We start from the raw sequence: 25,134 nt of genomic DNA, 5'->3' as shown, positions 1-25,134 counted from the left end.
TTTGTTCCAAGCAGGGGCGGCAAAACGCCGCCATTTACGCATGGACGTCGACGAGGCCGTTTTGCAGCAAGTACATTTGGTAGTAAAGCCCTTTTTGCGCCAGCAGTTGCTGATGCGTACCGCGCTCGATGATTTCGCCGCGGTGGAGGACGAAAATTTGATCGGCGTCTTGAATCGTTGATAGACGGTGGGCGATGACGATCGTCGTCCGCCCTTTCCGCATGCGCATGAGCGCATCTTGAATCGCTTCCTCTGTTTCGGTGTCAATATGGGCGGTCGCCTCATCGAGCACCAAAATTTTCGGATCAGCAGCGATCGTGCGAGCAAAGGAAAGAAGCTGGCGCTGACCGCTTGATAACGTCGCCCCGCGCTCGGCGAGCACATGGTCGTAACGATCGGGCAATTGCTCAATAAACGCATCGGCCTGCACGAGCCGAGCGGCCTCCTGAATGGCTTCGTCGTCCAGTTCCTGATTATACATGCGAATGTTCTCTTTGACCGTCCCGTAAAACAAAAACGGATCTTGCAAGACAAGGCCGAGGCGGCGGCGCAGCTCGGCGCGCGAGTAATCGCGGATCGACCGGCCGTCAAGCAAAATATCGCCGCGGTCAAACTCATAAAAGCGCATGAGCAAGTTGATGATCGAACTTTTGCCGCTGCCGGTATGGCCGACAAACGCGACCGTCTGACCTGGACGGATGACAAACGACAGCCGTTTCAGCACATCCCGTTTGCCATCGTAGGAAAAGCTGACATCCCGAAATTCGATTTCCCCGCGCTCGATCGCATGCGGCGACCAGTTTGGATTGGCCGGCGCCTCTTCTTGATGATCAAGAAGGGCAAACACGCGAGAGGCGGAAACGATCGCCTGCTGGTAAAGAGACAGGCGCATCATCATTTGCGTCACCGGTTCGAAAAAGCGCTCCAAATAGTTGACAAACGCATACAGCACGCCGATCTCAACTGGGCCATCAAGCGCCGTGATGCCAAAAAAGCTGAGAACCACTATGATTGACAACATATACACCACATCGATCGCCGGTCGAAGCAGCAGTCCATCGAGGTGGATGTTTTTCATCCCCGCCTTGTAATGCGCTTCATTGACGGCGGCAAACTCTTGATATAAACGGCGCTGCTGGCGGAACGCTTGAATGACGGCCATTCCTTGCAGCGATTCGTTCAATTTGGCGTTCAGTTCGCTCAGCCGTTCGCGCATCTCTTGATAAAACACCGAGCTGTAGCGTCGGTATGTGTGCATGATGAACGCGATCGCCGGGAGGATGAACAGGCAAAACAACGCAAGCTTAGCATCAAGCGAAAACATGGCGACAAACACGCCGATGACAAACAAGCCGTTTTGCACAAAGGCCGCTAGGACGCTGATGAACATGTCCTTGATCGCTTCTGTATCGTTCGTCACCCGCGAAACGATGCTTCCGCCCGGCGTCCGGTCAAAATAGCTCATCCCGAGCCGGTGCACTTTCGCAAACACATCCATCCGCAGCGCTTGAATGACGTGCAAAGCGAGCCGCTGAAACTCGACAAGCTGGAAGTAGGAAATGATCGTTTTCAAGACGAGCACGCCGAGATAGGCGGCGGCCAGCGCCGCCACCGGTCCAAAAGCAAGGCGGCCCGGCACCAAATAGTCGTCAATGAACACTTTCACCAAATACGGGCCGGAAAGCTCCCCGGCCGTTGCCAACAGAAGAAGCGTAAACGCAAGCGCAGTTTCTTTTTTGTATCTTCCCATATAAGCGAGCAGCCGCCATAAAACGCGCCGCTGCTCTTTTGTTGTCAACCATCGGTCGTTCATCCACTTCCCCCTATCTCCACAAACAACTTGTGTTTTCATGTTTTTCGATCCGCTCGTTTTTGGCGGGAGCTCGAACGTTCAGGTCTGTTGTTACTCCGCAAGCGCCTCAAGCTGCTGGCGTCGATGCATGTCACGATACCAGCCGTCTTCTGCCATCAGCTGCTCGTGCGTTCCGGCCTGCACAATTCGCCCCCCGTCAAGGACGAGAATCCAATCGGCATGCTCAACCGCGCTTAAACGATGAGCGGCGATGATCGTCGTTTTTCCGCGCCGCTCCTGTTTGAGCGCCGCTAAAATCCGCGCCTCGGTCTTCGCATCCACGGCCGACAACGCATCATCAAAAATGAGCACTTCCGGGTCAATGAGAAGCGCCCGGGCGATTGACAGCCGCTGTTTTTGCCCACCGGATAGGGAAACGCCGCGCTCGCCGATGACCGTCTCATACCCGTCAGGAAACTGCAAAATGTCATCATGAATGTCGGCCAGCCGCGCCGCCCGGACGACCTCGTCCTCTCCGGCTTCCGGCTTGGCAAAGGCGATGTTGTCGCGGACAGAGGCAGAAAACAAGAAATGGTCTTGCGGCACGTAGCCGATCGCCGAACGGAGCGCGAAAAGCGTATAATCGCGGATGTCGCGGCCGCCGAAGCGAATCTCGCCGTCATAGCCGTCAAACTCGCGCAGCAGCAGGCGAAGCAGCGTCGTTTTGCCCGCCCCGGTTTTGCCGACGACGCCAAGCGTCGCCCCGCGCTCCAGCGAAAAACGAATGTCCGCGAGCGCCGGCTTTGTCTCTCCCGGATAGACGAACCGGCGAACACGGTATTCAATGTCCCCTTTCGGCGGGACATCTACGGCATCGGGGTGCTCGATGATTTCATCTTGTTCAGCCAACAGCGCCCGCACCCGGTCGTACGAAGCACGCCCTCGCTCAACAATGTTAAACAGCCAGCCGAACGCCAACATCGGCCAAATAAGCAGGCCAAGGTAGGTCGTAAACGACACAAGCTCGCCGATCGTCAATTCGCCCGCCAAAACCATTTGGCTGCCAAACGCCACAGCGAGAAAAAATGACAGCCCAACAAGCAGCCCGATCGTCGGATCAAACAAGGCGTCAATTTTGGCGACGGCAACGTTTTTCGCCACGACGTCTTCCGATTGACGGCGAAACGCCTCGACATCGTGTTCCTCATAGCCGAACGCCTTGATGACGCGGATGCCGTTGACGCTTTCCTGCACCTTGTCGTTCAGCGACGAAAACGCCGCTTGCGCCGTTAAAAACCGACGATGGAGCATCGTCCCATAGCGGCTCGTCGCCGCCGCCATCACGGGCATCGGCAATAGGCTGATGAGCGTCAGCTTCCAGCTGATCGAAAACGCCATCGTTGCCAACACAAACCCGCCAAGCGTCACCGAGTCAACAAGCGTCAAAATGCCGCTTCCGGCCGTCTGCTGAATCGCTTGCAAATCGTTGGTTGCATGGGCCATTAAATCGCCGATCCGCTTCCGCTGGTAAAACGACGGCGACATGTTCGTAAAATGCTGATACAGCTCGTTGCGCAGCTGGCGGGCAAGCTTGACCGCCGAACCGAAAATGAAAATGCGCCAAGCGTAGCGGAGCCCGTAAAGCGCCGCCGCAACGGCGGCGAGGACGGCGATCCAGCGGATGAGCACTTCTTTTGTCATCGTGCCGTTTTTCATATGATCGACCAACAAGCCGATCACTTTCGGCGGGACTGTCTCCAAAAACGCCACGATGACAAGCACGAAAATGCCGGTGATATACGCCTTCTTTTCTTGGCGGAAAAACCAAAACAAATCGCGAAACACGCGCATAAGGCCCGCCCTCCTTTCATTTGGCTGACGAACAATCGCCATATTATTGTAACAAAACTAGAAAAATTTTGAAAGAACATTTTGGCAAAATAAAAAGACACTCTCGATCGAGTGTCCGTTTCGCTTATTTCAGTTGATTGTTCATCATTTTCATCATCTGGTTGATTTTCTTCTGCGACGGAGTCATGCCCATTTGCATCATCATCATGCGAATCATTTGTTCATTGATCGGCGGGTTTTTCTTCAAATAATTGATCATCGTTTTGCGGGCGACGAAAAATCCGATCGCCACCCCGGCGATGAGCGCCAGCACGCCAACGAGAATCGTACCCCACATAACAGCGATTTTCCTCCTTCTTGTTGTCTCCCTAACAGTGTACTAAACGATGCGTCATTAGACAATATTTCGCGACAAAAATCTTTTCATTACGCAAATTTTCTTCCTTGCCGAGGCGCAGACAGCCAGTAGTAATCGACAAAATCGGCGTCGACCGCCAAAAACGTCGGCGAAAGCCGAGCGAGCGCCCGCCCGATGTCCGCGGCAAGCGGCGCGCTGTCAGCGACAAGAAGCAAGCGGCGCTTTTGCACGACAAGCAACGCTTCCTCGCCGGCGTCGTTTTGCAAAACAAACATATTGCGCTCCAAATTTTTGCCGACGCGGCCGGCAAAATATTGCTTTAAGCCAAGTTCCAGGCGCGAAAATGACAGCCGTTCGGTGATAAATTCGACTTGCTTGCGGCAAATCGCCTTCAGCGGCGCTTTCGCGTATTGATGCTCACGAAGCAGTTCGACAATTTTTTCTGCCCGATGGCGGTAATGCGACGCCACATCGTCATTCAACAAATAAATCCAATAGCGGACCATGCCCCATCCCCCATTTCTGTTCATCTATTTTCTATTATAGAAAAGGAAAGGGGAAAAATATGTCTATTAACGGCAAGTTTTTTCACTAACATTGTCGATTTTTGTTTGCGGTGGCCATGCGGCCGCAAACAGGCCAACACGTCATGAACAAGCCTTTGCCCTCGATTCAACCCCGAAAATACTTGACCAAGGCGCAGCCATCTTTCACAAAAACAAGCTGCCCCTGCAACAACGCAAGGGCAGCTTTCCCGGTTACTTGCCGAGCAGCGCTTTTGTGCGGCGGACGACGTTGTCAACCGTAAAGCCATACTCGGCCATGATTTTCTCTCCCGGAGCGGAAGCACCGAATCGGTCGATGGCCAAAATGTCGCCCTCGGCGCCGACGTAGCGCTCCCAACCGAGCGACGCGCCCATTTCAATGGCGAGCCGCTTCGTCACGGCCGGCGGAAGCACTTCATCGCGGTACGATTTTGGCTGCGCTTCGAAGCGGTCCCACGATGGCATGCTGATGACGGAGACATGGATGCCCTCAGCGGCAAGCGCTTCTTGCGCTTTGACGGCCAGACCGACTTCCGAGCCAGTCGCCAACAACAGCGCCTCCGGAGCACCGTTTTTCGCCGGTGAAACGACGTACGCACCTTTTTTCACGCCTTCATACGCCAACTCAGCTGTTGCCGCCAACGTCGGCACATCTTGACGCGTCAAGACGAGCGCAGTCGGCTTGTCCGTCGATTCGAGCGCCAGCCGCCATGCGGCCGCCGTTTCGTTTGCGTCAGCCGGACGGATGACCGACAAGTTCGGCATCGCCCGAAGCGAAGCGAGATGTTCGATCGGCTCGTGCGTCGGGCCGTCTTCGCCGACGGCGATGCTGTCGTGCGTCAAGACGTAGATGACCGGCAAGCCCATCAGCGCCGCCAAGCGGATCGCCGGACGCAAATAGTCAGAGAACACGAAGAACGTGCCGCCGAACACTTTCAATCCGCCGTGAAGCGCCATGCCATTGAGCGCCGCCCCCATGGCAAACTCGCGCACGCCAAACCAAATGTTGCGCCCTTCGTAGCTGTCCGGCAAGAAGTTGCCGCCGCCTTTGATGAGCGTTTTATTCGAGCTTGCCAAGTCCGCCGAACCGCCAAACAATTGCGGCACCGCTTTGGCGATGGCGTTGATCACGTCCCCGGACGATGAGCGGGTCGCCAGGCTTTTGCCTGCTTCGTATACCGGCAAAGAAGCTTCCCATCCATCTGGCAGTTTGCCTTCGATCGCTCGCTTCAATTGGGCGGCCAGTTCCGGATGGGCCTGTTCATAGGCGGCGAGCTGCTCATTCCATTCCGCCTCTTTTTTCGCTCCCGGCTCTTGCACCGTCGCACGGAAGTGGGCGTACACTTCTTCTGGCACGTAAAAATCTTCCGCAAATGTCCAACGATACGCCTCTTTCGTCAGCTTCGCCTCTTGGGCGCCGAGCGGAGCGCCGTGGACGCCGGACGTGCCCGCTTTATTTGGCGCGCCGTAGCCAATCGTCGTTTTGACTTCAATGAGCGTCGGCCGGCTGAGGTCCGCCCGCGCCTCCTCGAGCGCTTTGGCGATTTCTTCAATATTGTTGCCGTCCTCAACGCGCAAATATTGCCAACCGTACGCTTGGAAACGTTGGGCGACGTTTTCCGAGAACGACAGGTTGAGCTCCCCGTCCAGCGAAATGTCGTTCGAGTCATACAGGACGATCAGACGGCCGAGCTTCAAGTGGCCGGCGAGTGACGCCGCTTCGCTCGCCACTCCTTCCATCAAATCGCCATCGCCGCAAATGGCGTACGTATAATGATTGATAATCTCAAACCCGTCGCGGTTGTATGTAGCGGCCAAATGCCGCTCCGCCATCGCCATGCCGACCGCCATCGCGATCCCTTGGCCAAGCGGTCCCGTCGTCGCTTCCACGCCCGGCGTATGGCCGTATTCCGGATGGCCCGGCGTTTTGCTTCCCCATTGACGGAATTGTTTCAAATCATCCATCGATACGTCGTAGCCGCTTAAATGAAGCAAGCTGTACAATAACATCGACCCGTGCCCGGCTGACAAGACAAACCGGTCGCGGTTGAACCAGTTTGGATTCGCCGGGTTATGATTCATAAATTTCGTCCAAAGCGTGTACGCCATCGGCGCCGCGCCCATCGGCATGCCCGGGTGCCCGGATTTCGCTTTTTCGATCGCGTCAATCGACAGCGTTCGAATCGTCGTAATCGCCAACTCCTCGATTGAATGCGCCATCGTCTTCCTCCCTTTCATCAACATGGTGTCATTTACTATCATATAGAAAATCGATCGGCTTGTACAACGTTATTTTCCGAGCCACCCCTCTTTCGACCGTTTAATGGAAGCGCCGCCGCTGGCTTTCCTTTAATTTTTTCGGCGTCACGTCGTTGCCGTTCGGGTCAATGACGGTCACTGTATGGAGCATATCGGTCATCGCCTTGCGGAACGCTTGAATGTACTCACGGCGCAGCTTCGCTTGCTCGAAGGCCTCTTCGGCCGACAAGCCGGCCGTTTTCGCTTTTTTCGCCAGTTCATTGATGCGGGCTAATTTATGTTTGGCAAGCATTGATCATCTTCTCCTATCTGCCATATTCTCACTCTGTTTTATCTTATCTGATCAACCGGGAAGATGGCAACGATGGCATCTTGGCTTCCTTTGCCCGCTCGCCGCTTTAGGGTCAGGCGCAGTACACGATCAACGCCGCCTTTGTTGCTCGTCCATATATTCCTGGTAACGCCGATGGACGGTCGCCTTGGACGCCTCGTAACCGAAGCTTCGCATCGTCGCGGCGATATCGGCAAACGTCAGTCCGCGCTCGCGCAAGCGGACGATCTCCTCAACCGGCAGATCAATTCGATCGCGCCCGGCGTTTTCGCCCCGGCGCCTTAGGTTCCGCTCCGGTCGGTAGCCGCTGGCGATGGCTCGCTGCATGCCACGCTTAATTTTGGCGTTATGTATTTTTCTTTGGTACTCCTCGACAATCGCGATGATGGATAACACCATCTCATCGGCCTCCGACAGCGGCATCTCCCCGCGGTGGCTGGCGCTGTATATTTTCACCCCTTGCTTTTTCAAGCAATGCAGCACCGCCATGCGCGCATGGCCGCGCCCAAGCCGCGTTTCATCTTGAATGAGCAGCACATCGACCTCGCCTTCCTCGCAAAGCGAAAGCAGCTCCAACACGCCGTCGCGGTCGGCTTCATAACCGCTCGCCTGCTCGGCGATCACTTTAACGACTTCAAATCCACACTCGGCCGCCAGTCGCTCGAGCTCATCTCGTTGCCTCGCGAGCGACGTTTCCTGTTCAGCTTTGTCCGTGCTGACTCGGCAGTAAATGACCGCCCTCATGGCCAATCCCTTCTTTCCATCACTGATTGACGGCCACCGAGCCGCCCTGCTTTGATTTTAACACAGGAATGACAATTTGTTCACCGGCGGCAAGACGCGGGCTCGGCAAATGGTTGACATCGACGACCCAGCGGATGAACTCATCAGGCGGCATATGGTGTTCCTGTTCGTACTGTTTTGCCAGCCCCCAAAGCGTATCGCCGGGAGCGACCGTGATCGTCACGTATTCTTTTTTATCGACCGGGCTGCTGGCGTAAACGAACCCTGCCAACACGAGCGCAAACAAAAATGAAAACAAAACATAGTGCAGCAACGTTCTCCCCATTCTCCCCACCCTTTCTAGAATGTTTGTTCGCTTTCCTTCATTATAGTCAAGAACATTTGTTTGTGTCAATAAAAAAACTCGAACTTATGTTTGTTTTTTCGTCTTCCGCATGGTATAATGAAGGCAAATGATGTGGCGAGAGGTGTGAAACCATGACGAAACTGTCAAAACGACAACAGCAAATTTTAGAGTTTATTAAACAGGAAGTAAAAACAAAAGGCTATCCTCCGTCGGTGCGGGAAATTGGGGAAGCGGTTGGACTGGCGTCAAGTTCGACGGTCCACGGGCATCTCGCGCGCCTAGAAAGCAAAGGGTACATCCGCCGCGACCCGACAAAGCCGCGCGCCATTGAAATTTTGGACAACGATATGGCCAAGGAGAGAGAAAAAGAGGAGATCATCTCGGTGCCGATCATCGGCAAGGTGACGGCCGGTCAACCGATTACAGCGGTGGAAAACATCGAAGGCTACTTTCCGCTGCCGAAGCGGCTCGCCGCCGGCGAGGAGCAGCTGTTTATGCTTGAAGTGATGGGCGACAGCATGATCGAAGCCGGCATTCTCGACGGCGACTACGTCATCGTCCGCCAGCAGTCATCGACCAACAACGGCGACATCGTCGTCGCCATGACGGAAGACAACGAGGCGACGGTGAAGCGGTTTTTCAAGGAAAAAGACCACATCCGCCTGCAGCCGGAAAACGCCCATCTTGAGCCGATCATCGTCCGCGACTGCACGATTCTCGGCAAAGTGATCGGCGTCTATCGCCTGTTCGACTGACTCGTGCCGGCCTGCGCCCATAAAAAAGCTGCCCTGAAAAAAACGGGGCAGCTTTTTTATGAATCAGTAGAGTTCCATATATTGGTCCAATTCCCATTGATGAACCGTTGTCCGATACATATCCCACTCGATTTCTTTCGCTTCGACGAAATGCTCGAATAAATGTTTGCCGAGCGCGTGAATCATCACTTCATCGGACTTCAAGTTTTCCAACGCTTCATAGAGCGTTGCCGGCAAATCGACAATGCCTTCTTCGAGCCGTTCTTCTTTCGTCATGACGTAAATGTTTCGATCCACTGGCGCCGGAGGAGTGAGCTTGTTGCGAATGCCGTCAAGCCCAGCGGCTAAAAGCACCGCCATGGCCAAGTATGGGTTGGCCGACGGGTCAACGCTGCGCACCTCAATGCGCGTGCTCATGCCGCGCGAAGCTGGAATGCGGATGAGCGGGCTGCGGTTGCGCGCCGACCAAGCGACGTAGCACGGCGCTTCATAGCCTGGAACAAGCCGCTTGTACGAGTTGACGGTCGGGTTCGTCACCGCCGTAAAGTTCGGCGCATGCTTCAGCACACCGGCGATAAACTGCCGTGCCGTATCGCTCAACTGCAAGTCGCCGTTCGGATCGAAAAAGGCGTTTTCACCGTTGCGGAACAGCGACAGGTTGCAATGCATTCCTGAACCGTTAATCCCAAAAATCGGCTTCGGCATAAAGGTCGCATGCAATCCATGTTTGCGGGCGATCGTTTTGACGACGAGCTTAAACGTTTGAATGTCGTCGCACGCTTTAATCGCATGGGCGTATTTAAAATCGATCTCATGCTGGCCCGGGGCGACTTCATGATGGGACGCTTCGATTTCAAACCCCATTTCCTCAAGCTCGAGCACAATGTCGCGCCGGCAGTTTTCCCCAAGATCGGTCGGCGCCAAATCGAAATAGCCGCCGCGATCGTTCAGCTCCATCGTCGGGTGTCCTTTTTCGTCAAGCTTGAAAAGGAAGAATTCAGGCTCAGCTCCTAAGTTAAAGGCGTTGAAGCCAAGCGCCTCCATCTCTTTCAGCATCCGCTTCAAGTTGTAGCGTGGGCAGCCTTCAAACGGCGTGCCGTCCGGGTTGTAAATGTCGCAGATAAAGCGGGCGACTTTCCCTTTTTCTGCGGTCCACGGGAAAATGACGAACGTATCCAAGTCCGGATACAAATACATATCCGACTCTTCAATGCGGACAAATCCTTCGATCGACGACCCGTCAAACATAATTTTGTTGTTAAGCGCTTTCTCCAGCTGGCTGATCGGAATTTCGACGTTTTTGATCGTGCCCAAAATATCGGTGAATTGCAGGCGGATGTACTTGACATTTTCCTCTTTGACGATGTGTAGAATGTCGTCACGCGTATATTTTGCCATGTCCAAACTCCTCCCCGGCTCGGAAATCATGTTCCGTCATTAATGAAAGAAGCGAGCGAGATCTCCTTGGCGAAGCGATGCGCGCTGGAACCGCCCGGCCTGCAGCAATTCATTCCGCAAAATTTCGCGCAGTTCTTCGTCCGACAGCTTCGGTTTTCCTACTTTTTCGACTTTCTCCGCCTGCTGGTGGCGTCCTTCCTCCCGCGCGGCAAAAATTTGCTTAATGCCCGCCAAGTTGACGCCTTGGTCGATCAAATCTTTAATTTCCAGCAAGCGGTCAATGTCATTGAGCGAAAACAGCCGCCGGTTGCCTTCCGTGCGCGCTGGCGTGACGAGGCCGTGCTCTTCGTAATAGCGGATTTGGCGGGCCGATAGATCCGTCAGCTGCATCACGATCCCAATCGGAAACAATGGCATGGAACGACGAATATGGCTGCTCATGCCAATTCCTCCTCGCTTTTGATACCTTCATTTTACCATAATGTCAAGAAACGAGTCAATGAAGCGTTACATTTTCTCACAAACAAATCAACTGCTGTTCAAGCAAACGGTGGACGGCTGAACAAATGGCGATTTTGACGTGTGAATACGTCAGCCCGCCTTGCACGTAGGCGACATATGGCGGCCGCAGCGGCCCGTCTGCCGTTAGCTCGATGCTCGCGCCCTGCACGAACGTGCCTGCCGCCATGATGACTTTGTCCTCATAGCCGGGCATCTCGCTTGGATACGGGGTGAAATGGGCGTTGACGGGAGAAGCGGCTTGGATGGCTTGGCAAAAAGCGACCATTTGTTCTGGATCGTCAAAACGGACGGACTGAACCAAATCCGTGCGCTTCTCCTTCCACGACGGCGATGTCGAAAGCCCGATGCGCTCGAGCATCGCCGCCGTAAACACCGCCCCCTTGAGCGCCTGTCCGACAACATGTGGAGCAAGGAAAAACCCTTGGTACATATCGGGCAGGCTGTACAGCGACGGGCCGACTTCCGCCCCGATGCCCGGCGAGGTCATCCGGTAAGCGCACGCTTCGACGTATTTTTGCCTCCCAACGATATAGCCGCCTGTTTTCGCCAAGCCCCCGCCCGGGTTTTTAATGAGGGAGCCGGCCATCAAATCGGCGCCGACATGACACGGCTCTTTCTCCTCCACAAACTCGCCGTAGCAGTTGTCGACAAACACGACGACGTCGGGCTTAATCGCTTTGACAAAAGCGATCATCTCCGCGATTTCGTCGACCGTAAACGACGGGCGTGTCGCATAGCCGCGCGAACGTTGAATGCCGATCATTTTCGTCCGCTCGTTCATCGCCCCGCGCACCGCCGGAAAATCAACGGCCCCGTCCGCCGTAAGCGGCACGCTTCGGTAGCGGATGCCAAACTCTTTCAGCGAGCCGACGCCGCGGCCGCGGACGCCGACGATTTCCTCAAGCGTATCGTACGGAGCGCCGGTGATGTAAAGCAGTTCATCGCCCGGGCGCAACACGCCAAACAGCGCGATGGCAATCGCGTGCGTGCCGGAAATGATTTGTGGGCGCACAAGCCCTGCTTCCGCCCCGAATACATCGGCGTAAATGCGGTCAAGCGTATCGCGGCCGATATCGTCATAGCCATACCCGGTCGATGGGATGAAATGCCCGTCGCTCACTTGATGGCGGCGGAAACTGTCGAGCACGCGATATTGGTTCGCATCGACCATCCGGTCGATGCGCCGGTGGATCGGCGCAATTTGCTGTTCAACTTCCTCAACAAGTGCAGCGATCGTTTCTCCATGTTTCCATTGTGTCCAAAACATCGATGAACCCTTTCTACCGTTGGAATGATTGCAATTCCCCATACAAGGGATGCGCTGGCAGCACGTACCCTTGGCAGTCGTACGTGCCCCTTTGTTCATTATAATGCCATTCGTGCAAAATGGTGTCCGATTTTAGCTGGGCGAGCAGTTTTCCTTCCCCGCTCGGGATCGATACGTCATAATGAACCATTTGCCGTTTCACCGCTTCTTCAATAAAGCGGCGGAGCCGGTCGACATCGGCAGCCGAGAGCGCGCTCATCACGATCGCATCGGTTGTCGTCGGGAGAAATTCCAGCGTTTGCCGGTCGCTTTTATTGTAAACGGTGACGGCCGGAATGGAAGAAGCCCCTAGTTCCGCCAAGAGCCGCGATACCGTCCGCTCATGCTCGGCGTAGTCCGGATGCGACGAATCGACGACGTGAAGCAATAAATCCGCTTCCTTCACTTCTTCAAGCGTCGAGCGAAACGCAGCGACAAGCGTCGTCGGCAAGTCTTGAATGAACCCGACCGTATCGGTGAGAAGCACCGTGTAGCCGCATGGCAAGACGCATTTGCGCGTCAACGGGTCGAGCGTGGCAAACAGCAAGTTTTCCTCGAACGAATCGGCGGCGGTCAGCCGGTTGAAAATCGTCGACTTGCCGGCGTTCGTATAGCCGACAAGCGCCACTTGAAAGGCGCGGTTTTTTTGCCGGCGCTCGCGGTAGCGTTCGCGATGCTCAGCCACCCGGCGAAGTTCGCCTTTAATATCGTCAATGCGGCGGCGAATGTGACGGCGGTCGGTCTCCAGCTTCGTCTCCCCCGGACCGCGCGTGCCGATGCCGCCGCCCAAGCGAGACAGCGCCTCCCCTTGGCCGCTAAGGCGCGGCAGCATATACTCCAGCTGGGCGAGCTCGACTTGCAGCTTTCCTTCTTTCGATCGGGCGCGCTGAGCAAAAATGTCTAAAATGAGCTGCGTCCGGTCAATCACTTTCACCTCGCCAAGCATGTTCGTCAAATTGCGCGCTTGGCTTGGAGAGAGCTCGCTGTTGAAAATAACCACGTCCGGTTCCAGCTGCTTGACTATGGCGGCGAGCTCTTCCGTTTTCCCTTTTCCGATATACGTCGCCGGGTGCGGCGCTTCACGTTTTTGCGTCACCTCTGCCACAACCTCGCCGTTCGCCGTCGCAACGAGCGAAGCGAGCTCCTCCATCGAATAGCGAAACCGTTCATCATCGACACCAGCGAGCTGGCAGCCGACAAGGATCGCTTGTTCACGGCTCATGGCATCCCCCTTCCTTTCCCTCGCGGCGAACATGTTCTCTACGTTCATGATACCAAATCCCACCGTCGGTCTGCTAGTTCGTTCCAAAAAAACGATTGATTTTCCGCCGCTTTTGCCTCTACAATGATACAAGAACACGACACGGAAAGGAACAGCACGAATGACGTGGGAAGTATTGAGCATCATCGGCACGATCGCCTTTGCCATCAGCGGGGCGATCGTCGCGATGGAAGAGGAGTACGATTTGCTTGGGGTGTACATTTTAGGGATTGTCACCGCTTTTGGCGGCGGGGCGGTGCGCAATTTGTTGATCGGGGTCCCCGTGTCGGCGTTATGGGAACAGCAGCCGCTCTTTCTTGTCGCTTTGGCGGCCATGACAGTTGTGTATTTGTTCCCAAAGCAAATGCTGCCGCCGTGGAAGCGGTGGGGCAACTTTTTTGACGCCCTTGGGTTGTCCGCGTTCGCCATTCAAGGGGCGCTGCATGCCGTCAACATGGGGCATCCATTAAGCGCGGTCATCGTCGCCGCGGTGTTGACCGGAAGCGGCGGCGGCATGATCCGTGACGTGTTGGCGGGAAGAAAGCCGCTCGTGTTGCGCGCAGAAATTTATGCCGCCTGGGCCATTCTCGCCGGTCTCGCCGTTGGGCTGAAATGGGCCGAATCGCCCATGGAGCTGTATGTGCTGTTGATTGTCGTCGCCGCCCTCCGCATTTTGTCGTACACATACGGTTGGAAGCTGCCGCGGCGGGCGGTTGGAGAAAAAGCGGGCGAGCAATGATCAAACGGCAAAAACAACATCTACTCATTGATTCGTACGAAAAGATAGGCGGCTCCTCGCTTTTATATAGATGCAATTTAAAGCTTTGCCATTTTTCTTTTTTACCGGTCATTTCATCCGACTGTCGAGTGACCGAACAACGCCGCTTAAAGACCCATATATGGGTCTGTGAAGCAGGCGGTTGTTCGGTCCTCCGTCACGCCAAGGCGTGACGGAGAAGCCTGTGGCTTTCCTCCGACAGTCGAAAAGGGGAAAACCGCTTTTCCGTCAAGGATATGTTAAACTTCTTCGTTGCATCTATATAGTTTGCTGACGCTTTCCTTTACGCGCTTTGCCCGCTTCGCACCGCCACGACCACCCCAGCAACGATCAGCGCCCCACCAAGCCAAAACGAGGCGGTGAGCTCCTCATGCAACAGCAGCCAGCCAAAGAGCGAGCCGACAAGCGGCTGGAAAAAGAAAAAGAGCGAGCCGACGCCGGCGTCGATCATTTCCATCCCTTTGTTCCAAAGAAAAAATGCCCCCGCCGTCGATACAACGCCAAGATACAACACTCCAAGGGCGACGGGAACGCTCCAATGGCTCGCGGCAAGCCCCGGCCCTTCGGTGAGCATCATCGGCGTCATGCCGATAAACGCAGTGAAAATAGCGTACGTGGTGATCGAAAGCACGGACAGGCGGGCCGAAGCGATTTTCACCAGCACCGACAACAGCGCCCAAGTGATCGCCGCGCCGACTAACGCCATATTTCCAGCGAACGTCGACTCCCCGCTGCCCCCGAGGCCAACGATGACGATGACACCCGCTGTCGCCAGTAGCAGCGCGGCCATTTTCCGCCATGTAAGCGCCTCGCCAAGCAGCCAGCGGGCAAACAAGACGACAAACGCCGGCGTTGAGGCGGTAATGAGCGAAGCAGTATGGGCGTTCGACCATTTCGTGCCGACAAACTGCAAGGAAATAGAAACGACGTAGCCGATGATTCCGATCGCGATGACCATTCCCCAATCACGCCCGTTTTTCGGCGGGCGCTCGCGTTTCACCGCGGCGATGGCACCGAGCACAATCAAGGCGACGGCGTAGCGCAGCCAGACGAGCGTAAACGGCGGAATGTAGTCCAACACGTATTTGCTCACGACGTACATCCCGCCCCAAATGCTGGCAGCAAGCGATAAACACAAGGAAGCGAGAACAGGTTGTTTCATGGCATCGATCCCCCTATGCGTTCTTCTTTCTGCTGCTGACATCAAAGGCGAAGCCGTTATTTCCAGAGATGGCAGTCAAACAAGGCTGTTCTCCATCAGCTACACATCGCTTTCTTCCGGAGGAAACACGGGGGCGAGCGAAACCGTCAAATCCGGTTGCCAAAAAGAAACCAACTCATCGCTTGGCCCAAAAACCGCTCGCTGCTCGAATCGTCCATCTTGCCAGCTGAGCACTTCGATCGTTCGATTGCTGGGGTCTACCATCCAATATTCATGCACACCATATTTTTCGTATAAATAGTATTTCTGGTTTCGATCGCGTAGAGCGGTGCTTGGTGACAGCACTTCCACAACGAGATCGGGAGCCCCCTTCATTCGCCGATTCCCGATTCGCTCCACCCGACAAACGACTGATAAATCCGGCTGAACAACCGTTTTCGCCATCCGTTCCGGCTCCTCAGGATCAAGCTGAACATCAAACGGGGCCAGAATGACATGACAGCCACGCGCCTGAAAATGCGAAGCCAATGCAAGGTGCAGTTGTCCGACCACATACTGGTGCTCAAACGACGGAGACGCCAATAAATAGGGAACGCCATCGATCAGTTCCCAATTCCCTTCCCAATGTTGAATGTCGCCATACGTGTAAAACGGCTTCTCCTTCTGCACTGTGCTTGCGCTCCTCCTTTCACTTGCTTTTCTTTCATCTTATCACAATGTTCCAGCTCCATGGCATATTTTTATTTTCAAAGAGAAAACAGCGGCCGCCACCGCTGTTGAGTGTGTGTCAAACAAATGTTTTTTCCACGCGTTGCTCTTACTCCCGCTCGATGATCGTGGCCGTCGCCATCCCGTGGCCGATGCAAATCGTCAATAGCCCATAGCGGCCGCCGCGCCGTTCCAGTTCGTGAACGAGCGATGTCATGAGCTTCACACCGGTGGCGCCGAGCGGATGGCCAAGCGCAATGGCGCCGCCGTTGACATTCACCTTCTCAAGCGGAGCGCCGATTTCTTTTTGCCAGGCGAGCACGACCGGGGCGAACGCTTCGTTGATTTCAATGAGGTCGATGTCATCGATCGAGAGGCCGGCTTTTTTCAACACTTGCCTCGTCGCCGGAATGACGCCATCCAGCATGTACGTTGGGTCGGAGCCGACGACCGTTTGCGCGACGATGCGCGCTTTCGGCTTCAGTCCGAACCGCCTCGCCGCCTCCCGTTCCATCAAAAGCACAGCGGCCGCCCCGTCGCTCATTTGGCTCGCATTGCCGGCGGTGATGACGCCGTCTTCTTGAAACACCGGCTTGAGCGCGGCGAGCGCTTCCGGTGATGTATCGGCCCGCGGCCCTTCATCATCGGTGACAAGGATTTCGCGGCCATCGCGGTCAAGCCCTTTGACTGGGACAATTTCGGCGCGAAACTTCCCCTCGCGCAAGGCGGCCAAGGCGCGCCGATGGCTTTCGTAGGCATAGGCATCCAGCTCCGCGCGCGTCAGGCCGTATTTTTTGGCGATCCGCTCAGCCGAGACGCCCTGGTGGATGAATTCGTATTTTTCATGAAGCGACGGCGGAATCGTCTGCTCGTTGCCATCGCTTAAAATCGGCACTTTCGTCATGCTTTCGACTCCGGCGGCGATCGTGACATCCATATCGCCAGAGCGGATTTCCTGGGCGGCGAAATGAATCGCCTGCTGCCCCGAGCCGCACATTCGGTTGATTTGCACGGCCGGCACTTCGATCGGGAATCCGGCCTCGAGCGCCGCCAGCCGGCCGATGTTGTACCCTTGTTCGGCGATCGGCGTCACGCAGCCCATGACGATGTCTTCGACCATCCGTTTCTCAATGCCCGCCCGGCGCACGACTTCATCGAGCACCACCGCGGCAAGATGCACCGGATGAACATCCCGGAAGACGCCGTTTCGCTTGCCGACCGGCGTCCTGACGGCTTCCACAATCACCGCTTCACGCACCATTTTCTCCTCCTTGTTGATGTTGTCAACGCCACGCCTTGACGGCGCAGCCGCACCGTTGTATCCAACGATGCACCGCGGCGCCGCCAAACGAGCCCGTTTCTGTCCACCTCTCCGTGAGAGGCGCTTGTTCATTTTGCATACGTATAGAACCCTTTCCCTGTTTTCCGCCCTAAATGCCCGGCTTCAACGAGCTTGCGCAAAAGCTGAGGCGCCCGGAACCGGTCGCCGTATGCTTCCGTCATGTTTTCACTCACAAACAGGAGCGTATCAAGCCCGACCATGTCGGCGAGCTCAAAGGGACCCATCGGGTAATTGAGCCCAAGGCGCACCGCTTTATCGATGTCTTCCACAGAGGCTACTCCCTCTTCGTACATGCGGATGCACTCGATCATATGAGCGGCGATCGCTCTTGTCGTCACAAATCCTTGCCGGTCTTTCACGACGACCGTTTCTTTGCCAAGCTCCACAGACAGCCGACGGATGGCGTCGACTGTGTCGTCAGAAGTCGTCTCACCTTTCACAATTTCGATCAACTTCATCACTGGCGCCGGATTGAACCAATGCATGCCGATGACGTTTTCCGGCCGCTTCGTCGCGGCGGCAAGCGCCGTGACGCTCAGCTCGGATGTGTTGGTCGCTAAAATGGCGTCCGGCTTCGCCAGTTGATCAAGCTGCTGAAACACGTCTTTTTTCAGCGCCAAGTTTTCCGGCACGGCTTCGATGACGACATCCGCCCCGCGCACCGCTTCGGCCAAATCGACGGTCGAGCGGATGCGCCCGAGCGCCGCTCGCGCTTCCGGCTCGGACAGCCCGCCGGTTTTGACAAAGCGGCGCAAGCTTTTTTCCGCCGAAGCGAGCCCATTTTGCAAGGCCGCTTCGGACACGTCATATAAATACACCGTTTTTCCCGCCATCGCCGCCGTTTGCGCGATGCCGCTTCCCATCACCCCGGCGCCAATGACCGCAATTGTGTCTGCCACGGTGTCCGCCTCCTTTACTCCTTCGCCGCATCGGCATAGCGCGCTGCCATCTCATCGCGCAGTTTCCGCTTCAAAAACTTGCCGACGCTCGTTTTCGGAATTTCATCGAGAAACACAATGTCATCCGGCAGCCACCATTTTGTAAATTGCGGGCGCAAAAAGTCGTACAGCTCTTCTTTTGTCACGCTTTTGCCTTCTTTCAGCACGACGCAGGCAATCGGGCGCTCTTGCCATTTCGGATGCGGCACAGCGACGACCGCCGCTTCGAACACCGCCTCATGGGCCATAAGCGCATTCTCCAAATCAACCGATGAAATCCATTCGCCGCCGCTTTTAATGACATCCTTCGTCCGGTCGACAATTTTCACAAACCCTTCTTCGTCCACGGTGACGACATCGCCGGTATGGAGCCAGCCATCGCGAAATGCTTCGTTCGTTCTCTCATCGTTGTAATACTCGGCGGCAATCCACGGACCGCGCAAGCAAAGCTCGCCCATTTCCTGGCCGTCCCAGCGAACCGGCCCGTTTTGGCCGATCACTTTCATCTCAAGCCCCGGCGCAAGCAGCCCTTGCTTGGCGCGAACATCAAGTTTCTCCTCGTACGACAGCCCGTCTTGATAGCTTTTCAGGCGTGAGACAAGCACAAGCGGGCTCGTTTCGGTCATGCCGTACGCGTGAATGAACGGAATGCCGTATTTTTCTTCAAACGCGCGGATGATCCCTTTCGGCGCGGCTGAACCGCCGCAAATGACGCGCGTCAGGCTGCTGACGTCATAGTTTCCTTTCTCCAACTCTTGCAACAGCCCGAGCCAAATCGTCGGCACGCCAGCGGTGATCGTCACTCGTTCGGCGTCAATCAGCTCGGCAAGCACTTTCGGCGTAAACGCCGGACCCGGCATGACGATCGTCGAACCGAACCAAGTAGCGGCAAACGGCAGCCCCCACGCGTTGACATGGAACATCGGTACGACCGGCATGACGACATCGCGCTCGCATAACCCTTGCGTATCAGCCAGCCCTAACGCCATCGCGTGCAAGACGGTGCTGCGGTGCGTATACACAACCCCTTTCGGATTTCCCGTTGTCGCCGACGTATAACACATACCAGCCGGTTGGTATTCATCGAGGTCTTTCAAGAACGGAAATGTTGGATCGCCCTCGGCAAGCAGTTTCTCGTAATGGTACACCGGCGAGAGCTTCGTTTCCGGCAGCTCGTCGGCATCGGTCATGACGATGAAAGCGCGTACGTTCGGGATCTCGTCCTTGATCGCTTCAATTGCCGGCAGCAAATCATCATCGATCAGCAGCACACGGTCATCGGCGTGGTTGATGATGTAAGCGATATGCTGCGCGGAGAGGCGGATGTTGATCGTATGGAGCACCGCTCCAATGCCGGGAATGGCAAAATACGCTTCCAAATGGCGGTGATGATTCCAAGCGAACGTGCCAACGCGGTCGCCGACTTCAACCCCGATCCGCTTCAACACGCTTGACAGCCTGCGCGTCCGCTCGCCGATCTCCTTGTATGTATGGCGGACGATGCCGCCTTTCATGCGCGAAACGACTTGCTTTTTTGGGAAAAACAACTCCGCCCGCTCGAGCATCATGGAAATGTTTAACGGTGTTTTCATCATCGGTCATTCCTCCCCCTTTACCAAATGCGCATGTTCATTGACTTTAGGCGGCTCCCCGCCGCCCCATTGGCCATCCGGCCCATGCGCAGCCGTCCACACGCCGCCCGGCTGCAGCCGAACGAGATGGCGGAGCCGGCCGTCAGCAAACAGCGCCTTCGCCTCACCCGTCTCCAGCACCGGGGCAAGGCAGACGTCGACCGCTTCGGCGAACGCGCTCCACTCATCCAATGTCTTTTCACGGAACAAGGCGGCGAGCTCGTCATATACGGCTTCCCCCGATCGCGCCGGCGCCCATTGCGCCTCCGTCCATTCCGGATGGCCGACCGCCTCGCAAAACCGCCGCCAAAAGTGCGGCTCGAGCGCCGCTAAACTCATATAACGGCCGTCTTTTGTCTCGTACAGCTGATAGCACACCACCTCCCCAGACAACTCGGAAAGACCGGTCTTCGGCCCACCGCCGTGTTCAATGGCAAAATGGCCAGCCATCATCGCGACCAATCCGTCCACAAGCGAGACGTCAAGATAAGCCCCCTTGCCGGTCCGCTCGCGGGCAAACAGCGCCGCCAACACGCGCTCGGCCGCCGCCATGCCGCCGATAAAATCGGCAAGCGTGATCTTCGGATGAACCGGTCGGCCGCGTTCATCGGCGAGCTGCGCCAACAAGCCGGAGAGCGCCATGTAGTTTAAATCATGGCTTCCGAGCAGCGAGCGCCCGCTCTGTTGGCCAAAGCCGCTGATCGAGCAGTAAATGATCCGTTCGTTGTCGCGGCGCACGTCGTCGTAGCCGAGCCCAAGCCGCGCCATCACCCCGGGCCGGAAGCTTTCGATCAACACGTCGGCGCGGGCGGCGAGCCGCCGGGCTTGGTCTCGTCCTTCTTCCGTCTTTAAATTTAACGCAACGCTTTTTTTGCCGGCGTTGTAGGCGGCAAACAGCCGGCCCCCGGCGAACGGGCGCAGCCGGTCGCCGGACGGCGGCTCGATTTTGATGACGTCCGCTCCGAGCTGCGCGAGCCGCCAGCTGGCAAACGGGCCGGGCAAGTAATGGGAAAAATCAACGACTACAATGCCATGAAGCATGTCTTTCCCTCTCTCTACAAATCTAGCTGCCGGGCGATGATCGTTTTCATCATCTCGTTCGTCCCGGCGTAGATGGCGCTGACCGGAATATCGCGATAGCGCCGGGCGATCTCGTACTCCTCCATATAGCCGTAGCCGCCGTGCAGCTGCATCGCCTCGGCGGCGACGCGTTTCGCCATCTCGGTGATCCACCATTTCGCCATCGACACTTCCGTGACGATCTGTTTTCCCGCTATATGCTCCTCGATGACACGGTCGACAAACGTGCGCCCGAGGGCGATTTCGGTCGCCATTTCGGCAAGGCGGAACTGAACGGTCTGAAACTCGCTCACCCGTTTGCCGAACGCCGTGCGCTGTTTGACATATTGCTTCGTCAAGGAAAACATCACTTCCGCCGCCGTTTGGGCGGCAATGGCGACGACCAACCGCTCTTGCTGGAGCTTTTCCATCAAGTAGTAAAATCCTTTTCCTTCCTCGCCAAGCAAGTTATGTGCCGGCACTTTCGCATCCTGGAAAAACAGCTCGGCGGTATCTTGAGCGTGCAGCCCGACTTTTTCAAGTTTCCGGCCGCGCGTAAACCCCGGTGTGTCGCGCTCGACGACAAGTAAGCTGATGCCGCGGTGCGGCGGTTTCGTGTGCGGGTCGGTTTTGCAGGCGACAACGATCAAGTCGGCATGAATGCCGTTCGTGATAAACGTTTTTTGCCCGTTGACGATGTAATAATCGCCCTCTTTAATGGCCGTCGTTGAAATGTTCGCCAAATCCGAACCGGCGCCCGGCTCAGTCATGGCGATCGCCGTGATGAGCTCGCCGGTGACGCATTTTGGCAGCCATTTTTGTTTTTGCTCCTCCGTTCCGTACGATGCGATATACGGCGTGACAATGTCGTTGTGCAAGCCGATGCCGACGAGGCTCGATCCAACTTTTTCTAGTTCTTCGTTAATGACAACCGAATAGGCAAAATCGGCGTTTAGACCCCCATACTTCTCATCGACCCAGGGGCAAAGAAAGCCGTTCTCGCCCATCTTCGCCCAAAACGAACGCGGAATGATGCCGCGCTTCTCCCAATCGTTATAATGCGGGTACGCTTCTTTTTCCAAAAACTTGCGAAACGCCGCGCGGAACATATGGTGCTCCTCACGCAAATAGCGAGCCGTCACCCGTTCATCCCTCTCTTCTGTTCGGTCACTTTTTCTCTGTTCCGCCCGCCGCCTGTTTTTTCAGCTGTTCGCGCAGCAAAAACTTTTGGATTTTCCCGCTCGCGTTGCGGGGCAGAGCATCGATGAAATAGTAGGCGCGCGGACGTTTGTACGGAGCAAGGCGGTCGCTCGTTTTGCAAAACTGCTCGAGCTCATCGGCGGTGAGGCTGATGTCCTTTTTGACGACAAACGCAACGACCTTTTCGCCCCACAGCTCATCCGGCTCGCCGAGCACAGCGACATCAAGCACTTTCGGATGCTCGTACAACACGTCCTCGACTTCGCGCGGATAGACGTTTTCCCCGCCGCTGATCACCATGTCATCGACCCGGTCGGCGACATACAAGTAGCCGTCTTCATCAAGGTAGCCGAGGTCACCGGAATGATACCAACCTTTGTACAACGCTTTTTCCGTCGCTTCCTCGCGCTTGTAGTAGCCGGCCATCATGCACGGCCCGCGCATCACAATTTCACCGACTTCATATGGCGGCAGCACATCGTCTGGGTCGGACGGCCCGTCTTCACGCGCGCGGACGACGCGGATCTCATGGTTCAGGCAGGCGCGTCCAGCGGAACCGGCTTTTTTCAGCTGCTCGTCTTCCAACAAAAACGTCACCGCCGGCCCCATTTCCGTCATGCCGTACGCTTGAATCAGCTCGATGCCGAGCCGCTCTTGGCATTGCCTGACAAGGGCTGGAGCCATCGGAGCGGCGCCGTATAGGCCGAGGCGAAGCGAAGATAAATCGTAACCGCTTACATTCTCCTGCAAGATCATGTTCCACATCGTTGGGGCTCCGAATAGGATCGTAATCCGCTCCCGTTCGATCGTTTCAAGCACGAGCTTGGCGTCAAAATGGTGCAAAATGACGCTCGCCGCTCCGGCATGCACGCGCGGCAGCAAGCAGCAATGCAGCTCGGCGCAATGGAACAGCGGCGCTGCCGCCAGCCCGCGATCCGTCTCGCGGATGCGCATGACGCCATGGCAAATGACGCTTTGCTCGATCATGTCGCGGTGACGGTGCATCACTCCTTTTGGACGCCCAGTTGTGCCGCTTGTATACATAATGGCATAAAGATCGCTCTCATCCACATGAACACGCGGCGCTTCCTCTCCAGCCCGCGCGGCCTGCTCGTGAGCGTTTTTGGCAAACGGCGGCGGATCTCGGTCGATCGACCAAAATGACACGTGCGGGAAACGGCTGTGAATCGCGGCAAGTTCCGGTTCCACCGCCCGTTCAAACAGCACAATTTTCGGCTCGGCGTCCATCAAAATATAGGCAATTTCTTCCGCCCTCAGCCGAAAGTTGATCGGATTGAACACCGCGCCGATTTTGGCGCAGGCAAACAAAGCGGTCGCGAGCTCAAGCGTATTGTACAGCACCGTCGAAACGCGGTCTCCTTTGCGGACGCCCGCTTCCAAAAACGCGTTCGCCCACCGGTTGACCTCCCGCTCCCATTCGGCGTACGTATAGCGGCGCCCGGTCGCCACTTCGACAACCGCTTCCCGGTCCGGAAACTTTCGCACTGTTTGGGAAAACATCTCTCCAATCGTCACGTACAAACGCCTTCTCCCCCTTTTTCGTGTCTCGACAGAGGGCGGGCGGATCCCATAGACAGACAATTCAAATAATTTAGTGCATATGCCCCCGTTGTTTATGTATTCGCTCTTTTGGCCGGCATTCCTCTTTTTACGGCACAAAAAAAAACGAAAAGGAGACCCCTTTCGTTTTACGCATGGAAGACGAAATCGCGGTCGCGGATCGTCATCAGCTCTTTTTTGTCATAGCGCCCTTCGTGCAGAAGACGGACCGCCTGCTTGCGGATCGCTTTTTCGATCAAATTGCGCACATAGCGGCCGTTGCTGAACTTGAGGCGGCCGGTCGCTTCCAGCGTCCCTTCGAGATGAATGTACAGTTTCCGCTCCGCTTCCGGCGTCATTTCATACTCGCGTTCGCGCAGCATTTGCTTGGCGATTTGCACAAGCTCCTCGACCGTATAATCGGGAAACTCGATCGTGAGAGGAAAGCGCGACGGCAAGCCGGGATTTAGCGACAAAAAGTAGTCCATTTCTTTCGGATAGCCGGCCAAAATCACAACCAAGTCGTCGCAATAGTCTTCCATCCCTTTGACAAGCGTGTCAATCGCTTCTTTGCCGAAATCTTTTTCGCCCCCGCGGGCGAGCGAATACGCTTCATCGATGAACAAAATTCCGCCGCGCGCTTTTTTGATCAAATCGCGCGTTTTGCTCGCCGTATGCCCGATGTACTCTCCGACCAAATCGGCCCGCTCCGCCTCGATGAAATGCCCTTTGGACAGCACGTTCATCTCAAAAAACAGCTTGCCGAGCAAGCGCGCCACCGTCGTTTTGCCGGTGCCGGGATTGCCTTTGAAAATCATATGGAGCGCCTGGCGGTTGGCCTTTAAGCCGTTCTCCTTGCGCAGCCGGTTGATGTACAGCCAGGCGTAAATTTCCTTGATGATTTTTTTGACATGATCAAGGCCGATCAGTTGATCAAGCTCCTTTTGAATATTGCGGAGCGCCTGATGCTCTTCGCCATCGAGCCAGTCGTTTCTCTCTTCTTTCACTAAATGGTTTACCGTTTTGGAGTTCAACACGATGTTGATTTGCCCTTTCGCCTTGTTCATCGTCAATTCTGACAAGGGGCGTCACCTCGCTTCCCGTTTTCTGCCATCCGCACACGTTCCGCATTCGCTGCCGGCGCCTCGCGCTTTTGCTATTAGTATACGTACGCCGCCGCCGATCCGTGACAATCGCCCAAGCGAACAACCGGCCGGTCGCAGCGGGAAAAGTTTGTATATTTTTACAGGCGTGTTGATTATCCAATAAAATCCAAAGGGTATAGAAA

Annotated in this window: 24 protein-coding genes; 2 read left to right on the top strand and 22 right to left on the bottom strand. The window is 55.9% G+C overall.

Features of this window, described 5'->3' with window-relative positions:
- Positions 1-34: 34 nt before the first annotated feature.
- The 8 genes from ETR37_RS15395 to yneA form a co-directional block, all read right to left on the bottom strand.
- Positions 35-1,813, bottom strand: a complete 1,779-nt coding sequence (locus tag ETR37_RS15395; protein WP_015374475.1) for an ABC transporter ATP-binding protein — start codon at positions 1,811-1,813, stop codon at positions 35-37.
- Positions 1,814-1,903: 90 nt separating this feature from the next.
- A complete protein-coding gene (locus ETR37_RS15390; protein WP_129447491.1) occupies positions 1,904-3,643 on the bottom strand; it encodes an ABC transporter transmembrane domain-containing protein in 1,740 nt (579 codons plus the stop codon).
- Between the two features lie 124 nt (positions 3,644-3,767).
- Positions 3,768-3,980 (bottom strand): YneF family protein, encoded by a 213-nt coding sequence (locus ETR37_RS15385; protein WP_011230833.1) that lies wholly within the window; start codon positions 3,978-3,980, stop codon positions 3,768-3,770.
- A gap of 89 nt (positions 3,981-4,069) precedes the next feature.
- Positions 4,070-4,507 (bottom strand): sporulation inhibitor of replication protein SirA, encoded by a 438-nt coding sequence (gene sirA, locus ETR37_RS15380; protein WP_011230832.1) that lies wholly within the window; start codon positions 4,505-4,507, stop codon positions 4,070-4,072.
- A gap of 252 nt (positions 4,508-4,759) precedes the next feature.
- A complete protein-coding gene (tkt, locus tag ETR37_RS15375; protein WP_015374472.1) occupies positions 4,760-6,766 on the bottom strand; it encodes a transketolase in 2,007 nt (668 codons plus the stop codon).
- A gap of 100 nt (positions 6,767-6,866) precedes the next feature.
- A complete protein-coding gene (locus ETR37_RS15370) occupies positions 6,867-7,097 on the bottom strand; it encodes a DUF896 domain-containing protein (protein WP_013145682.1) in 231 nt (76 codons plus the stop codon).
- Positions 7,098-7,226: 129 nt separating this feature from the next.
- On the bottom strand, positions 7,227-7,880 hold the full coding sequence (locus ETR37_RS15365; RefSeq protein ID WP_015374471.1) for a YneB family resolvase-like protein: 654 nt from the start codon (positions 7,878-7,880) through the stop codon (positions 7,227-7,229).
- A 19-nt stretch (positions 7,881-7,899) separates the two neighbouring features.
- On the bottom strand, positions 7,900-8,205 hold the full coding sequence (gene yneA, locus ETR37_RS15360; RefSeq protein WP_033006263.1) for a cell division suppressor protein YneA: 306 nt from the start codon (positions 8,203-8,205) through the stop codon (positions 7,900-7,902).
- A gap of 152 nt (positions 8,206-8,357) precedes the next feature.
- Here yneA and lexA point away from each other — a divergent pair, with 152 nt between their 5' ends.
- Positions 8,358-8,981 (top strand): transcriptional repressor LexA, encoded by a 624-nt coding sequence (gene lexA, locus ETR37_RS15355; RefSeq protein ID WP_129447490.1) that lies wholly within the window; start codon positions 8,358-8,360, stop codon positions 8,979-8,981.
- A 63-nt stretch (positions 8,982-9,044) separates the two neighbouring features.
- Here lexA and glnA read toward each other — a convergent pair whose 3' ends face one another.
- The 4 genes from glnA to hflX all read right to left on the bottom strand — a co-directional run bounded on the left by glnA (position 9,045) and on the right by hflX (position 13,429).
- Positions 9,045-10,379, bottom strand: coding sequence for a type I glutamate--ammonia ligase (gene glnA / locus ETR37_RS15350; RefSeq protein ID WP_033006260.1), 1,335 nt, complete (start codon positions 10,377-10,379; stop codon positions 9,045-9,047).
- A 39-nt stretch (positions 10,380-10,418) separates the two neighbouring features.
- The gene (locus ETR37_RS15345; RefSeq protein ID WP_020756060.1) at positions 10,419-10,820 is read right to left on the bottom strand and encodes a MerR family transcriptional regulator; all 402 of its coding nucleotides are present in this window, start codon (positions 10,818-10,820) and stop codon (positions 10,419-10,421) included.
- A gap of 76 nt (positions 10,821-10,896) precedes the next feature.
- Positions 10,897-12,168 (bottom strand): methionine gamma-lyase family protein, encoded by a 1,272-nt coding sequence (locus ETR37_RS15340; protein WP_129447489.1) that lies wholly within the window; start codon positions 12,166-12,168, stop codon positions 10,897-10,899.
- A 13-nt stretch (positions 12,169-12,181) separates the two neighbouring features.
- Complete coding sequence (hflX, locus tag ETR37_RS15335; protein ID WP_060788113.1) at positions 12,182-13,429, bottom strand: GTPase HflX; 1,248 nt, start codon at positions 13,427-13,429, stop codon at positions 12,182-12,184.
- A 160-nt stretch (positions 13,430-13,589) separates the two neighbouring features.
- Between hflX and ETR37_RS15330 the strand changes: the two genes are divergently transcribed.
- Positions 13,590-14,207 carry a trimeric intracellular cation channel family protein gene (locus ETR37_RS15330; RefSeq protein ID WP_015374465.1) on the top strand — a complete coding sequence of 206 codons (618 nt, stop codon included), beginning with the start codon at positions 13,590-13,592 and terminating at the stop codon, positions 14,205-14,207.
- 322 nt (positions 14,208-14,529) lie between these two features.
- Here the strand turns inward: ETR37_RS15330 and ETR37_RS15320 are convergent, their stop codons facing one another.
- The 10 genes from ETR37_RS15320 to spoVK form a co-directional block, all read right to left on the bottom strand.
- Positions 14,530-15,408: a DMT family transporter gene (locus ETR37_RS15320; protein WP_129447488.1), complete on the bottom strand. Its 879-nt coding sequence runs from the start codon at positions 15,406-15,408 to the stop codon at positions 14,530-14,532.
- 99 nt (positions 15,409-15,507) lie between these two features.
- On the bottom strand, positions 15,508-16,077 hold the full coding sequence (locus ETR37_RS15315; protein ID WP_013145689.1) for a Uma2 family endonuclease: 570 nt from the start codon (positions 16,075-16,077) through the stop codon (positions 15,508-15,510).
- Between the two features lie 148 nt (positions 16,078-16,225).
- Complete coding sequence (locus tag ETR37_RS15310; protein ID WP_205728153.1) at positions 16,226-17,377, bottom strand: thiolase family protein; 1,152 nt, start codon at positions 17,375-17,377, stop codon at positions 16,226-16,228.
- Positions 17,359-17,484, bottom strand: a complete 126-nt coding sequence (locus tag ETR37_RS20040) for a hypothetical protein (RefSeq protein ID WP_255348558.1) — start codon at positions 17,482-17,484, stop codon at positions 17,359-17,361. Before ETR37_RS20040 ends, ETR37_RS15310 begins: the two co-directional genes overlap by 19 nt.
- Positions 17,485-17,505: 21 nt before the next feature.
- On the bottom strand, positions 17,506-18,357 hold the full coding sequence (locus ETR37_RS15305) for a 3-hydroxyacyl-CoA dehydrogenase family protein (RefSeq protein ID WP_013145691.1): 852 nt from the start codon (positions 18,355-18,357) through the stop codon (positions 17,506-17,508).
- Positions 18,358-18,371: 14 nt separating this feature from the next.
- Complete coding sequence (locus ETR37_RS15300; RefSeq protein ID WP_020756050.1) at positions 18,372-19,991, bottom strand: long-chain fatty acid--CoA ligase; 1,620 nt, start codon at positions 19,989-19,991, stop codon at positions 18,372-18,374.
- A gap of 3 nt (positions 19,992-19,994) precedes the next feature.
- The gene (locus ETR37_RS15295) at positions 19,995-21,068 is read right to left on the bottom strand and encodes a CaiB/BaiF CoA transferase family protein (protein WP_081212776.1); all 1,074 of its coding nucleotides are present in this window, start codon (positions 21,066-21,068) and stop codon (positions 19,995-19,997) included.
- 14 nt (positions 21,069-21,082) lie between these two features.
- Complete coding sequence (locus tag ETR37_RS15290) at positions 21,083-22,228, bottom strand: acyl-CoA dehydrogenase family protein (protein WP_081212775.1); 1,146 nt, start codon at positions 22,226-22,228, stop codon at positions 21,083-21,085.
- 25 nt (positions 22,229-22,253) lie between these two features.
- On the bottom strand, positions 22,254-23,828 hold the full coding sequence (locus ETR37_RS15285; RefSeq protein WP_081212774.1) for a fatty acid--CoA ligase: 1,575 nt from the start codon (positions 23,826-23,828) through the stop codon (positions 22,254-22,256).
- A gap of 167 nt (positions 23,829-23,995) precedes the next feature.
- On the bottom strand, positions 23,996-24,928 hold the full coding sequence (gene spoVK, locus ETR37_RS15280) for a stage V sporulation protein K (protein WP_129447486.1): 933 nt from the start codon (positions 24,926-24,928) through the stop codon (positions 23,996-23,998).
- Positions 24,929-25,134: the final 206 nt, after the last annotated feature.

This window comes from Geobacillus sp. PK12 (genome assembly GCF_004123125.1).
Taxonomy (GTDB): Bacteria; Bacillota; Bacilli; order Bacillales; family Anoxybacillaceae; genus Geobacillus; species Geobacillus zalihae.
The sequence above is the reverse complement of the archived record's forward strand: the minus strand, read 5'-3'. Positions and strand labels throughout refer to the sequence as shown.